Annotated in this window: 12 protein-coding genes; 7 read left to right on the top strand and 5 right to left on the bottom strand. The window is 62.8% G+C overall.

The genetic code is table 11. The features are described from left to right. Positions 1 to 182 precede the first annotated feature (182 nt). From GGI48_RS00600 to GGI48_RS00580, 5 genes are all read left to right on the top strand, one after another. Positions 183 to 1,232, top strand: a complete 1,050-nt coding sequence (locus GGI48_RS00600) for a WD40/YVTN/BNR-like repeat-containing protein (RefSeq protein WP_179596268.1) — start codon at positions 183 to 185, stop codon at positions 1,230 to 1,232. A gap of 32 nt (positions 1,233 to 1,264) precedes the next feature. Next, positions 1,265 to 3,640: an efflux RND transporter permease subunit gene (locus GGI48_RS00595; protein WP_179596266.1), complete on the top strand. Its 2,376-nt coding sequence runs from the start codon at positions 1,265 to 1,267 to the stop codon at positions 3,638 to 3,640. A gap of 215 nt (positions 3,641 to 3,855) precedes the next feature. After that, positions 3,856 to 4,149, top strand: coding sequence for a DUF5629 family protein (locus tag GGI48_RS00590; protein WP_016964638.1), 294 nt, complete (start codon positions 3,856 to 3,858; stop codon positions 4,147 to 4,149). Beyond that, entirely contained in the window at positions 4,136 to 5,311 is a 1,176-nt protein-coding gene (locus tag GGI48_RS00585; protein ID WP_016964637.1) for a lactonase family protein, read from the top strand. The genes GGI48_RS00590 and GGI48_RS00585 overlap by 14 nt, the downstream gene beginning before the upstream one ends. Positions 5,312 to 5,466: 155 nt before the next feature. Next, positions 5,467 to 5,646 carry a hypothetical protein gene (locus tag GGI48_RS00580; protein ID WP_042940919.1) on the top strand — a complete coding sequence of 60 codons (180 nt, stop codon included), beginning with the start codon at positions 5,467 to 5,469 and terminating at the stop codon, positions 5,644 to 5,646. A 178-nt stretch (positions 5,647 to 5,824) separates the two neighbouring features. Here the strand turns inward: GGI48_RS00580 and GGI48_RS00575 are convergent, their stop codons facing one another. The 3 genes from GGI48_RS00575 to GGI48_RS00565 are packed head-to-tail and all read right to left on the bottom strand — an operon-like array spanning position 5,825 to position 8,286. After that, complete coding sequence (locus GGI48_RS00575; protein ID WP_179596264.1) at positions 5,825 to 6,304, bottom strand: YbaK/prolyl-tRNA synthetase associated domain-containing protein; 480 nt, start codon at positions 6,302 to 6,304, stop codon at positions 5,825 to 5,827. 16 nt (positions 6,305 to 6,320) lie between these two features. Beyond that, the gene (locus GGI48_RS00570) at positions 6,321 to 7,079 is read right to left on the bottom strand and encodes a sulfite exporter TauE/SafE family protein (protein WP_016964634.1); all 759 of its coding nucleotides are present in this window, start codon (positions 7,077 to 7,079) and stop codon (positions 6,321 to 6,323) included. Between the two features lie 4 nt (positions 7,080 to 7,083). Then, positions 7,084 to 8,286: a TauD/TfdA family dioxygenase gene (locus tag GGI48_RS00565; protein WP_260620591.1), complete on the bottom strand. Its 1,203-nt coding sequence runs from the start codon at positions 8,284 to 8,286 to the stop codon at positions 7,084 to 7,086. Here GGI48_RS00565 and GGI48_RS00560 point away from each other — a divergent pair. Further along, a complete protein-coding gene (locus GGI48_RS00560; RefSeq protein ID WP_179596262.1) occupies positions 8,280 to 9,200 on the top strand; it encodes a LysR family transcriptional regulator in 921 nt (306 codons plus the stop codon). The two genes, GGI48_RS00565 and GGI48_RS00560, sit on opposite strands and share 7 nt — an antisense overlap. Before the next feature lie 88 nt (positions 9,201 to 9,288). Further along, a complete protein-coding gene (locus tag GGI48_RS31080; protein WP_016965043.1) occupies positions 9,289 to 9,414 on the top strand; it encodes a hypothetical protein in 126 nt (41 codons plus the stop codon). A 72-nt stretch (positions 9,415 to 9,486) separates the two neighbouring features. On the opposite strand, the gene GGI48_RS00555 is transcribed toward GGI48_RS31080, so the two are convergent. Both GGI48_RS00555 and GGI48_RS00550 read right to left on the bottom strand, forming a co-directional pair. After that, positions 9,487 to 12,585 (bottom strand): efflux RND transporter permease subunit, encoded by a 3,099-nt coding sequence (locus GGI48_RS00555; protein ID WP_179596260.1) that lies wholly within the window; start codon positions 12,583 to 12,585, stop codon positions 9,487 to 9,489. 10 nt (positions 12,586 to 12,595) lie between these two features. Further along, on the bottom strand, positions 12,596 to 13,750 hold the full coding sequence (locus GGI48_RS00550; protein ID WP_016965041.1) for an efflux RND transporter periplasmic adaptor subunit: 1,155 nt from the start codon (positions 13,748 to 13,750) through the stop codon (positions 12,596 to 12,598). Positions 13,751 to 13,795 lie beyond the last annotated feature (45 nt).

Raw genomic sequence — 13,795 nt, 5'->3', positions numbered from 1 at the left:
AACAAAAGATAACGTGGCGTTGATTGTCAGACCTTTCCAAAGCCCGATAGGATAGCCCGCAGCCAAAGGGGCTCTAGATTGCAGGTTTCAGGACGATCGTCGCGGTCGATCCAGGCCAGGCAAACCCCGGAAGGCGCCCTGAGAGGTCAAGTGACCTGACAATAATAATGGGGGAATGGTCTATGAGTGAGCCTGTCATGGGCGTGGTTGTTGGCCGCCCGCCGGCGCTGCGCACGTTCGCACTGCTGGCTACAGCGCTCTCGCTGTTGGGTGTCGTGACGCTGTCGACACCGGTCCTGGCCGCTGCCACCGCAGCGGATACAGTCTTTTCCATCGAATCGCCCAAAGCGGCGAAAAGCCTGATGCTCGATGTGGTCCACGCCGGCAAGCGCCTGGTGGCAGTGGGCGATCGCGGGCACATTCTCTATTCCGACGATCAGGGGGCGTCCTGGGTGCAGGCCAAGGTGCCCACCCGGCAGTTGCTGACGGCGGTGTACTTCGTCGACGACCAGCATGGATGGGCGGTGGGCCACGATGCCCAAGTCCTGGCCAGCAGCGACGGCGGTGTCACCTGGACCCGGCAGTTCCAGGACCTCAAGCGTGAAGCGCCGTTGCTCGATGTCTGGTTCAAGGACACCCGCAACGGCTTTGCCGTCGGTGCCTATGGCGCCTTGCTGGAAACCACCGACGGCGGCCAGCACTGGGAGGACGCCAGCGACCGCCTGGACAACGAAGACCAGTACCACCTCAACGCCATCGCCGAGGTCAAGGACTCCGGCCTGTTCATCGTCGGCGAGCAGGGCAGCATGTTCCGCTCGGCCGATGGCGGGCAGACCTGGGAGCGCCTCGAAGGCCCCTATGAAGGCTCGCTGTTCGGCGTGATCGGCACCGGCCAGCCGGCGACCTTGCTGGTCTATGGCCTGCGCGGCAACCTCTATCGCTCCACGGATTTTGGCGGCACCTGGCAACAGGTGGAGCTGAAAGCTGCCCGTGGCGCCCTGGAGTTCGGTCTGTCGGGCGCCACCTTGCTGGACGACGGCTCGCTGGTGATCGTCGGCAACGGCGGCAGCGTGATCCGCAGCACCGACCACGGCCAGACGTTCAGCGTGTTCAACCGCCAGGACCGCATCTCGTTGTCGGCGGTGACCGCCGCCGGCAATGGCAAGCTGATCCTGGCCGGGCAGGGCGGGGTGCGGGTTGCCGCAGCCAGCGGCGCTGAACTCGGCCAGTAGGTCGGGCACATAATAAGAAGGTGGGGAATTCCATGAGCAGTCATCACCAGGACAAGGCGAACTTTCTCGAACGCCTGATTTTCAACAACCGCCCGGCAGTGATCCTTATCTGCCTCTTGGTCAGCGCTTTCCTGTTCTGGCAAGCGACCCTGATCCGCCCGTCCACCAGTTTCGAAAAGATGATCCCGCTCAAGCACCCGTTCATCGAACGGATGATGGAGCACCGCAACGATCTGGCAAACCTGGGCAACACCGTGCGCATCTCGGTGGAAGCCCGTGACGGCGACATCTTCACCAAGGACTACATGGAAACCCTGCGGCAGATCCACGACGAGGTGTTCTACATCTCCGGCGTCGATCGCTCTGGGCTCAAGTCGCTGTGGAGCCCCAGCGTGCGCTGGACCGAGGTGACCGAAGAAGGCTTTGCCGGTGGCGAGGTGATCCCCCAGAGCTACAACGGCTCGGCCGAGAGCCTCGACAAGTTGCGCAACAACGTCCTCAAGTCCGGTCAGGTCGGGCGCCTGGTGGCCAACGATTTCAAATCCAGCATCGTCGACATCCCGTTGCTGGAGTCCTACCCGGACCCGCAGGACCAGGGCAAGCTGCTGGCCCTGGACTATCAGAAGTTCTCCCATGAGCTGGAAGAAAAGATCCGCGACAAGTTCGAGGCGCAGAACCCCAATGTGAAGATTCACATCGTCGGCTTCGCCAAGAAGGTGGGCGATCTGATCGATGGCCTGATCATGGTGGTGATGTTCTTCGGCGTGGCCTTCATCATCACCCTGGTGCTGTTGTACTGGTTCACCTGGTGCATCCGCAGCACCATCGCGGTGCTGATCACCACCCTGGTGGCGGTGGTCTGGCAGCTGGGGTTGATGCACGCCTTCGGCTTTGGCCTGGACCCGTATTCGATGCTGGTGCCGTTCCTGATCTTCGCCATCGGCATTTCCCACGGGGTGCAGAAGATCAACGGTATCGCCTTGCAGTCCAGTGACGCCGACAACGCCCTGACTGCGGCGCGGCGTACCTTCCGCCAACTGTTCCTGCCGGGGATGATCGCCATTCTCGCCGACGCCGTGGGCTTCATCACCTTGCTGATCATCGACATCGGGGTGATCCGCGAGCTGGCCATCGGCGCCTCCATCGGTGTGGCGGTGATCGTGTTCACCAACCTGATCCTGTTGCCAGTGGCGATTTCCTACGTCGGCATCAGCAAGCGCGCCATCGAACGCAGCAAGAAGGACGCCTCCCGCGAGCATCCGTTCTGGCGCCTGCTGTCGAATTTTGCCAGCCCCAAAGTGGCCCCGATCTCCATCGCCCTGGCCCTGGTGGCCTTCGGCGGCGGCCTCTGGTACAGCCAGAACCTGAAGATCGGCGACCTCGATCAGGGCGCGCCGGAGCTGCGTCCCGACTCGCGCTACAACAAGGACAACAACTTCATCATCAGCAACTACTCCACCAGTTCCGACGTGCTGGTGGTGATGGTCAAGACCGCGGCCGAAGGTTGCTCGCGCTATGAGGCCATGGCGCCGATCGACGAGCTGATGTGGAAGATGCAGAACACCGAGGGCGTGCAGTCGGCGATCTCCCTGGTGACCGTGTCCAAGCAGATGATCAAGGGCATGAACGAGGGCAACCTGAAATGGGAAACCCTGTCGCGCAACCCCGACGTGCTGAACAACTCCATTGCCCGGGCCGACGGCCTGTACAACAACAACTGCTCCCTGGCACCGGTGCTGGTGTTCCTCAACGACCACAAGGCCGCGACCCTGGACCGCGCGGTGCATGCGGTGCAGGAATTCGCCAAGGAGCACAACAGGGACGGCCTGGAGTTCATCCTCGCCGCCGGTAACGCCGGGATCGAGGCCGCCACCAACGAGGTGATCAAGGAATCCGAGCTGACCATCCTGATCCTGGTGTACATCTGCGTGGCCGGCATGTGCATGATCACCTTCCGCTCCTGGGCGGCGACCCTGTGCATCGTCCTGCCGCTGGTGCTGACCTCGGTGCTGGGCAACGCGCTGATGGCCTTCATGGGCATCGGCGTCAAGGTGGCGACCTTGCCGGTGGTGGCGCTGGGGGTGGGCATCGGTGTCGACTACGGCATCTATATCTACAGCCGCCTGGAAAGCTTCCTGCGTGCCGGCCTGCCGTTGCAGGAGGCCTACTACCAGACTCTGCGTTCCACCGGCAAGGCGGTGCTGTTCACCGGCCTGTGCCTGGCCATTGGCGTGTGCACCTGGATCTTCTCGGCCATCAAGTTCCAGGCCGACATGGGCCTGATGCTGACCTTCATGCTGCTGTGGAACATGTTCGGTGCCCTGTGGCTGCTGCCGGCCCTGGCGCGGTTCCTGATCAAGCCGGAGAAGCTCGCCGGGCAGAAGGGCAACTCGCTGTTCGCTCACTGATCCAGGCGTTTTCAACACTCAGCCGCGCCCTCGGGTGCGGCTTTTTCATGCCTGTTCTTCAGCGTGGAAGCCTTGGCGTGGCAAGGCTTTCCGAGGCTCCTTGGGCAGCGCTTGCAGGCGGCGTCGGCGGCGACTGATGACAGGGCGCAATACTGGCCCGATCCTTGGTCGCCGATCAGCTATGATTGCGCCTTTCCAATTGATGATTGATCGCTATGACCGCTGCTACCGACACCTTGCTCACCGCCCTTGAAGCCTGCGACATGCTGGAAATCGACGGCCTGCACGCCTTCGACTTCACCCTCGATGAACAGCGCCTGCTGATCGAGTGCATGGATGGTCGCGCCGCCAAGCGCTGGAGCTTTACCCTGGCCCAGGTGCAGGCCGCGACTTTTGATCAGGCGCTGCAGAGCTGGACCCTGGTCGCTGATTCCGGCGAGCACCGCCTGGTGTGCATGAGTGCGTTCAGTGCCCGCGACGAAGAGGAGGGTGAACATGAAGATGCGTAATTTCTGGCCGCTGCTGATGGCCGGCAGTGTTGGCGCCATGGCGGTCCAGGCGGCGCCCGCGGACAGCCAGGAGTTCCTGGTGGGCTCCTACACCCAGGGCCAGAGCCAGGGCCTGTATCGCCTGCATTTCAACGAGCGCACCGGGCTGATCGATGCCAAGCCGCTGCAAGTGGTGAAGAGCTCCAACCCGTCCTGGCTGACCCTGTCCAAGGACCTGAAATTCGTCTTCGCGGTGAATGAAAACAGCCCGGGGCAGAGCGATCCCATCGGCCGTGTCAGCAGCTACAGCCTGGCGCCCAAGACCCATCAGCTGAGCCTGATCAACCAGGTGCAGAGCCAGGGCAACGAGCCCACGCACTCCAGCCTGAGCGCCGACGGCAACTACCTGTTCGTCAGCAACTATTCGGTGGACGTGGACCCGGGCGGCAGCCTGGCGGTGGTGCCGGTCAGCGATGACGGGCATCTGTCGCCGGTGGTGCAGCTCACCAGCCATCCGGCCAGCCGGGTCGATCCCGAGCGCCAGCAGTCAGCCCACGTGCATTCGTCGGTGTCATCCCCGGATGGCCGGTTTGTGTTCGCCAACGACCTGGGCGCGGACAAGATCTTCGTCTACCGCTACGACCCCAAGGCCAACCCTGAACATCCGCTGACGCCCGCCGAACCGGCCTTTGTCCAACTGCCCCCGGGCAGCGGCCCGCGCCATCTGCTGTTCAGTGCCGACGGCAAGCGTGCCTACCTGACTTTGGAGATGAGCGCCCAGGTGGCGGTCTTCGACTATCAGGACGGCAAGCTGACCCAGCGCCAGCTGGTTGATCTGGCGGCCAATGGCAACAAGGAGAAGAAGGCCGCGGCGGCCTTGCACGCCTCCAAGGACGGTCAGTACCTCTACGTCAGCAACCGTGGCACTGCCAACCAGTTGCTGGTGTTCGCCATCGATCAGAGCAATGGCCAGCTCAAGGAGATCCAGCGCCGTTCCGTGGAAGGCGATCACCCGCGGGAATTCAGCCTCGATCCGAGCAACCGCTACGTGCTGATCGGCAACCAGAAAAGCAATGAAATCGTGGTGATCGAACGCGATGCCAAGACCGGTTTCCTCGGCAAGACCGTGCAGAAACTGCCCTTCGAAGCCCCCAGCGACATCAAGTTCCTGGTGCGTCAATAAGCCGCAGGCCCCGGTATCCGGGGCCTGACTGCTTCTATCAATGACGCTGATAATGGCTACTGCTGCAAAGCATTTTTTCCCGCCAACCCTCGGGAGTAAGTTTGCTCAACAGCCCACACGGGCAAGCAAGCCAACTGAATCCGAGGGTTATACCGATGAACTTCAATCTCTTCTCCGTGATCGCCGCTTCCGCCATTTCCGCCAGCGTGGCCCTGCCCGCCAGTGCCAACGTGGAAATCAGCCAGAAGAAATCCAGCACCAACACCTACACCCAGAAATACCTGCAACAAAGCGCCCACTTCTACGCCGCCCTGGATCACAAGAACCACGGCTGATCGGGTTGCTTTGCGCCTGGGCTGGCGAGCCAGCTGGCATGTCCAGCGCCTTATCTACCTGGCCCTGGAGCCACTGAGTTCCTCACACCCTTTGCGCCCAATCCGGCATGGTTTACCGACCTTGTGATCGACAAGGTCGGCTCCATGTCATGGGGAAGGGCGCAAGGGGAAGGTTTGCTCAGGCCTGGCTGATGTCCAGCAATCGAGGCATGGCAATCGCCAGATAATCCTGCGTATCGAGCACCATCGACGCATCCAGCCGTCCCGCGTTGAAGGCTATTTCTGCGTAGCCTGTGGTCAAGGCCGGATCGACGATCAATTGAATCTGCTCATCGAAAACAAAAGGAGGGATGGCGCCGATCCGGCACCCGGTCAGTTCCATGGCGGTTTCGGCCTTCACCAGTTCGGCTTTTTTTCCGCCCAGGGCCGCTCCGACTTTCTTCATGTCCAGCTTCTGGTCGCCCGGCAGTATCACCAGGGCATAGGGGCCTGCCTGCCCCTTGAGGGAGCAAAGCATGGCCTTCGCGCCTTGGCCGGGCTCGGTGCCACGGATTTCGGCAACGCGCGCCGACTGACCCTCGGCATCGTGCATCAACACCCGGTAGGAGGCTGAGCGCGCATCGAGTAGTGCCACGAGGCGATCGAACATGGGATGCATGTGGTTTTCCTCTGGTTTACAGGAGCATGTCGTAGGACAGTTTGCTGATCAGAATCACCAGCAACACCAGGAATAGAGCCCGGACAAAGGGCACGCCCTTATGAACGGCCAGCCAGGTACCAGTGAGCGCGCCCAGGATGTTGAATGCCGCCATGGGGATTGCGATCAGGTAGAGCACGTTACCCGTTGGGATGAAGAACATGAGTGCCGCTACGTTGGTCGCGATGTTCACCAGCTTGGCCGATGCCGAGGCATGCAGAAAGTCGAAGGCGAAGCAGCGGATAAACAGGAAGATCAGGAAGCTGCCAGTACCGGGACCGAACAGGCCATCGTAGAAACCGATGGCGCCGCCGATGACGATCGCCAGCAGTTTTTCCTTGGTACCGATGCGCACGGGTTTGTGCAGGGCGCCGAAATCTTTCTTCCAGAAGGTGTAGATCGCCATCAGTACGATCAACACCAGCACCGCCGGCCGGATCATCGACTGCGGTACGAACGACACCGTGGCGGCGCCGAAGAAGGCCATGACAAAGGCGGCGCAGGCGGCGGGGATCACAAGCCCCCAGTTGATCACCACCTTGCGCACGAAGGATCGGGCCGCGAATGTGGTGCCGCAGGCGGCCGCGACCTTGTTGGTACCCAGCAGCGCCGCCGGTTGAGCGGTGGGGAGCACGTTGAATAGCGCGGGAATCTGGATCAGCCCGCCGCCGCCCACCGCCGCATCGATCAGGCCGGCGGCGAAGGCGAACACGCAAAGAATGACAATATCGACCATGAAATCAGGCTCTGCCTATGTAGGGTTGATGAGGGGCCAGCGGCACCACGCGTGCCGGATCATTGACCCCGAAGACCCGCAACATCCAGCGATCACGGCCGTCGTAGCGGGGTGTAAAACCATCCCGGGCGTGCAGGGTTTGCTGGTTCTTGAAGATCAGCATGTCCCCTGGTTGCAGCAGTATGTGGTGCACGACATCGGGATGATCGGCGGCGGCGGCGAACAGTTGGAGGGCAAGCTGCGCATTGGCGCAGGTCGCTTCGACACTCGCTTTGTTGTAGCGGCAATACAGGCCACCGGTTGCGCTTCTGTACAGCAAGGGGACGTTTTCCAGCACATTCCCCTGTTTGCCGAAGGAGGCCGGTCGGCGAACGCTGAAGTTCGGTCGTGACAATTCCTCTTCGACGCAGGCCGGCAGAATGGCCAGCACCTCGTCAATGGCGACGATGCGCGTCGGCACATCGAGCTCGCAGCGCAGGCCGGTCAGGGACAGGTACTCCGGACAGGCCGACAACTGCGAGACGGGTTCGCAGGTCAAAGGCAGGTGAGGGTTGTCGACGTGCATGCCCAGGTCCGCGCGCGAGCCATAGGAGCTCTTTTCAGTCTCTCGCTTGTGCTTGGGCGATACGTGACGGAACACGGTGTCGTGGCTTTCACCCTCGTAGGCCAGTGGACGGGTTTGCAGAGTTTGCAGCACGGACAAAATAGCCCCGGCCAGCGTCGGCACGTTCTCGATACCTGGCTCCAGATCATAGGGCGTGGCCGGCAGTTGCGGGTCCAGCGGCAGCCCCCTGACGATCATCGCCACGTCACGGGCCTGTGGAAAATTGCGTAGCTGCTGGATTTTTTCCGGGCACAGGACACTTTCCAGCAACAGCCCCAGGGCCGGCATGTGGCGGATACCCGAGGCACTATCGGTCACGTCCAGCGATGCCAGGCCGGCCTGAAGTGTGCGTTGTTCTTCGAGCGACAGATGAATTTGCGGTATCTCCCGTCGGGTCGAAGTCACTGATTTTTTTTCCAGCCATTCATAAGTGGCTTCATCAACACAAGCTGCGGCTTTACCGATTATTTCATCCAGCTTTGACACGTCCTTGCGCTCCTGTTTGCCCCATCCTTGTGGGTTGAGCGGGAAGGTTAACGGAAGGGCCTTTTTTTGTGTTGCAATGCCGCGTTGTGAAAAATGCAATGAGGTGGACAGTGGCATTGAATATGTTGGGGGAACTTGAAGCCTTCGCGACCGTGGCTCGCAAGCGCAGCTTCGTCGCCGCGGCACGGGCTCTGGGGCGCTCCCCCAGCGCTCTGACCCGTGCCGTTCAAGCCCTGGAGGAAAGTGTGGGGCTCAAGTTGTTCAATCGCTCGTCCAATGCCGTGAGCCTGACCGAGGCGGGTGAATGCTTATTGCCCCACGCGCACAAAATGCTCGACCTGCAACGTGAGGTGGATGAGGACCTGTCTGGTCTCAGCGGCCTGGCCTCCGGTTGGATCCGTTTTTCCGCCCCCGAGTTTCTCGGACAAGGGGTATTGCCCCGGCTGATCGCGCAATACTGCGAGCGTTATCCAGACGTTAATATCGATGTGATTTTCACCGATGAGATCATCGACCCGGCCAAGAGCAAGCTGGATTTCTCGATTCGCGGCGCTTTTCCACAATCCAGCGACTTGATCGGCTTTGCGCTCTGGAGTTACTCACGTTATCTGTACGCCAGCCCCAGCTACCTGGAGCGCAACGGCATGCCCGACTCCATCGAGGCACTGGAGTCGCATTCGCTGATCCTGCATACGGCGCCACGGATTCTCAAGGAGTGGAATTTTCGCAGTGAGGAGCAGGCCATCAGCTTTCGGGTTCATCCCAAGTTTCGTTTCAGCTCCGGTCTTGCGGTATTCCAGGCAGCCCTGGCGGGCGTCGGGATCGCCCGCTTGGCGGATTGGATGGCGGAGCCTGAAGTGGCAGCGGGGCGCCTGCGCCGGGTTTGTCCTGAGTACAAGCTCACCTCCAGCAGCGGTGAGAGCCCACAGATGCACGCGGTGTACCCGGCCGGAAATTTGCCGCTGCGGGTGAAGGCATTGCTGGAGATGATCCGCGACTTAGGTGAAAGCCTGGAATGTAAACGCGGCTAAGCACTCATTTTGCGTGGCGGTGGCACATAGCCATGTGTTTAAATTTGACGCTGAATTATTGACTCTTTCCCGAGCAAGGATCGAAAGCATGCTGACGCGTCTGGCTGTGGTTCTGCTGTTGCTCTATTCCACCCCCATCCTGTCTTCTGCCCAGCCTGTAGAAGGTGAGCCAGAAACCTCTCGCGAGCGTTTGACCAGCCTGTTGCAGGACTGACGTTCGAGGTTGGATTGAGCGTGGCAATCAAGGAAGGAACGGGTCCCGGAATCGGGACCCGTTTGTCTGGGGTCAGTCCTTGGACGAACCGCGCTTGACCAGTTTCATCACCACCACGAAGAACACCGGGACGAAGATCACCGCCAGGGTCGCGGTGATCATGCCGCCGATCACGCCGGTGCCGATGGCCTGCTGGCTGGCGGAGCTGGCGCCGGTGGCGATGGCCAGGGGCACTACGCCAAGGATGAAGGCCAGGGAAGTCATGACGATCGGCCGCAGGCGCAGGCGCGCGGCCTGCACCGTGGCGTCGATCAGGTCGTGGCCTTCGTCGTACAGGCTCTTGGCGAACTCGATGATCAGGATCGCGTTCTTCGCCGACAGGCCGATGATGGTGATCAGGCCGACCTTGAAGAACACGTCGTTGGGCATCCCGCGCAAGCTCACCGCCAGCACCGCACCCAGCACCCCCAGGGGCACCACCAGCAGCACCGAGGTCGGAATCGACCAGCTTTCATACAGCGCCGCCAGGCACATGAACACGATCAGCAGCGACAGGCCCAGCAACAGCGGCGCCTGACTGCCCGAGAGGCGTTCCTGCAGCGACAGACCGGTCCACTCCAGGCCCAGGCCGGCGGGCAACTGGCTCACCAGCCGCTCGATTTCCTGAATGGCCTCGCCGGTGCTGTGCCCGGGTGCCGGCTCGCCGGAAATGGCGATGGCCGGGTAGCCGTTGTAGCGGGTCAGCTGGGCCGGGCCCAGGGTCCAGCTGGCGCGGACGAAGGCTGACAACGGCACCATCTTGCCGGCGCTGTTGCGCACCTGCATCCGCAGCAGATCCTCGACCTGGCTGCGTTGATCGCCTTCGGCCTGGACCACCACCCGCTGCATCCGTCCCTGGTTGGGGAAGTCATTGATGTAGGCCGAGCCCAGGGCGGTGGACAGCAGGTTGCCGATGTCGGCGAAGGACACGCCCAGGGCGTTGGCCTGCTTGCGGTCCACTTCCAGCTGCACCTGGGGCGCTTCGGCCAGGGCGCTTTCGCGGACGTTGGCCAGGATCGGGCTCTTTTCCGTGGCAGCCAGCAGCTCGCTCCGGGCCTGCATCAGCGCACCATGGCCGACACCGCCGCGGTCCTGCAGACGGAACTCGAAGCCGCTGGAGGTGCCCAGGCCGTCGATCGGCGGCGGCAGCACGGCGTAGACCACGGCGTCCTTGAGCGCGCTCAGCGCCGCGTTGGCCCGGTCGGCGATGGCCATGGCCGAGTCGTCGCTGCCCCGTTGCGACCAGTCCTTGAGGGTGGTGAAGGCCAGCGCCGCGTTCTGTCCGCTGCCGGAGAAACTGAAGCCGAGGATGATGGTGCTGTCGCCCACGCCCGGCTCGCCGGCGTTGTGCGCTTCGATCTGCTCCACCACCTTGACCGTGCGGTTCTGGCTGGCGCCGGGCGGCAGCTGGATATCGGTGATGGTGTAGCCCTGGTCCTCCACCGGCAGGAAGGAGGAGGGCAGGCGACTGAACAGCAGCGCCATGATCGCCAGCAGCGCGACGTAGATCAGCAGGTAGCGGCCGGTGCGCTTGAGGGCGTAGCTCACGCCGCCCTCGTAGCGGTTGCTCAGGCGTTCGAAGCGCCGGTTGAACCAGCCGAAGAAGCCCTTGCGCTCATGGTGTTCGCCCTTGGCAATGGGCTTGAGCAGGGTGGCGCACAGGGCCGGGGTCAGGGTCAGGGCGAGGAACGCCGAGAACAGGATCGAGGTGGCCATGGACAGGGAGAACTGCTGATAGATCACCCCCACCGAACCCGGCATGAAGGCCATGGGAATGAACACCGCCACCAGCACCAGGGTGATGCCGATGATGGCGCCGGTGATCTGCTTCATCGCCTTGCGCGTGGCTTCCTTGGGCGACAGGCCCTCGCTGGCCATGATCCGCTCGACGTTCTCCACCACCACGATGGCGTCGTCCACCAGGATGCCGATGGCCAGCACCATGCCGAACATGGTTAGCACGTTGATCGAGAACCCCAGGGCCAGCATGGTGGCGAAGGTGCCCATCAGCGCCACCGGCACCACCAGGGTCGGGATCAGGGTGTAGCGGATGTTCTGCAGGAACAGGAACATCACCAGGAACACCAGGGCCATGGCTTCCACCAGGGTGTAGATCACCTTGGTGATCGAAACCTTGACGAAGGGCGAGGTGTCGTAGGGGATCTTGTATTCCACCCCGGCCGGGAAGTAGCGCGACAGCTCGTCCATCTTGGCGCGGATCAGGGTCGCGGTGCTCAGGGCGTTGGCCCCCGGAGACAGCTGCACACCGACCGCGGTGGACGGCTTGCCGTTCAGGCGCGTGCCGAACTGGTATTCCTGGCTGCCGACTTCCACCCGTGCCACATCGCCGATGCGCACCGTGGAGCCGTCCGGGTTGGCCCGCAGGACGATGTCGGCGAACTCCTCGGGAGTGGTCAACTGGCCCTTGACCAGAATGGTCGCGGTGATTTCCTGGCTGGACGGGTTGGGCAGGTCGCCGATGCTGCCGGCCGGCACCTGGGCGTTCTGCGCCGCCACCGCGGCATTGACGTCCGCCGGCGTGAGGTTGAAACCGACCAGCTTCTGCGGGTCGACCCAGATCCGCATGGCCCGTTCGGCGCCGTACAGCTGGGCCTTGCCGACGCCATCGACGCGACGGATCTCGTTCATCACGTTGCGCGCCAGGTAGTCGCTGAGGCCGACATTGCTCAGGCGCCCGTCGTTGGACGTCAGGGTGATCAGCAACAGGAAGCCGGCGGACACCTTCTCCACCTGCAGGCCTTGCTGGGTCACAGCCTGGGGCAGGCGCGGCTCCACCGCCTTGAGGCGGTTCTGCACATCGACCTGGGCCAGCTCCGGGTTGGTGCCGGGCTGGAAGGTGGCGGTGATGGTGGCGCTGCCCAGGCTGCTCTGGGAGGAAAAGTACAGCAGGTGGTCGGCGCCGTTGAGCTCCTGCTCGATCAGGCTGACCACCGATTCGTCCAGGGTCTGCGCCGAGGCACCCGGATAGACCGCGTAGATCTCGATCTGCGGCGGCGCCACGTTGGGGTACTGCGCCACCGGCAACTGGGGAATCGCCAGGGCGCCACCCAGGAGGATGAAAAAAGCGACCACCCAGGCAAAGACCGGGCGGTCAATAAAGAATTGCGGCATGTCGTACTACCTACTGGCCAGGGGGCTGGGCGAGTGCAAGGGGAGTGGCGTCGATCTGCACCTGCTCGCCGGGACGGGCGTGCTGCAAGCCTTCGACAATGACTCGGTCACCGGGCTTGAGGCCCTCGGTGACGATCCAGCGGTCTTTCTGCACCCCGCCCAGTTGCACCGGGTGCTGCACCACGCGGTTTTCGGCATCCACCAGCAGTACCTGGGCGATGCCGGCGCTGTCACGCTGGATGGCCCGTTGCGGCACGCTGATGCCCTGTTGGTTGACGGCCTGCTCCAGGCGCACCCGCACGAAGCTGCCCGGCAGCAGGTCGAGGTCTGGGTTGGGGAACTCACTGCGCAGGATGATCTGCCCGGTGCCCGGGTCGACGCTGATGTCGGCGAACAGCAACTTGCCCGGCAACGGGTAGAGGCTGCCGTCGTCCTGGATCAGGGTGGCCTTGGCCTGGTCCTTGCCGACCTGCTGCAACTGCCCGGCGCGCAAGGCCCGGCGCAGTTCGTTGAGCTCGCGGGTGGATTGGGTCAGGTCGGCGTGGATCGGGTTCAACTGCTGGATCAGCGCCATGGGGGTGGATTCGTTCTGGCCCACCAGGGCGCCTTCGGTGACCAGGGCGCGGCCGACACGCCCGGAAATCGGCGCGGTGACGGTGGCGAAGTCCAGGTTGAGCTTGGCGCGCTTGACCGCGGCCTGATTGGCCGCCACCTCGGCGTCGGCCTGGCGCCGTGCTGCCCGGGCGTTGTCGTATTCCTGGCCGCTGATGGCCTGGTCGGCGATCAGCTTGGCAAAGCGCTGCTCCTGCAGGCGCGCCTGGAAGGCGCTGGCTTCGGCCTTGCTCAGGTTGGCCCGGGCGCTGTCCAGGTCGGCCTGGAAGGGCGCCGGATCGATGCGGAACAGCACATCGCCCTGCTTGACGTCGGAGCCTTCGCGGAAGGTCTGCTTCAGCACCACACCGGCCACCCGGGCGCGCACTTCAGCACTGCGTGGCGCGGCGATGCGTCCGCTCAGTTCGCTGGTGATGGACAAGGCCTGGCTCTGCACCGTCTCGATCCGCACGGTGGCGGTCGGTGGTGCCTGTTCGCCTTCGGTCTTGCTGCAGGCACTCAACGCCGTCGCCAGAACCAGCAGGCAGAGTGGCGCGAGGAGTTTATTCGACATGCTGATACCCCAATAATGACCTCGGCATGCTAAGGGCATGGGTCA

This window comes from Pseudomonas protegens, assembly GCF_013407925.2.
In the GTDB taxonomy this organism is placed as follows: Bacteria; Pseudomonadota; Gammaproteobacteria; order Pseudomonadales; family Pseudomonadaceae; genus Aquipseudomonas; species Aquipseudomonas fluorescens_AP.
Note: the sequence above shows the minus strand (reverse complement) of the source record. Positions and strands in the feature narration are given on the sequence as shown.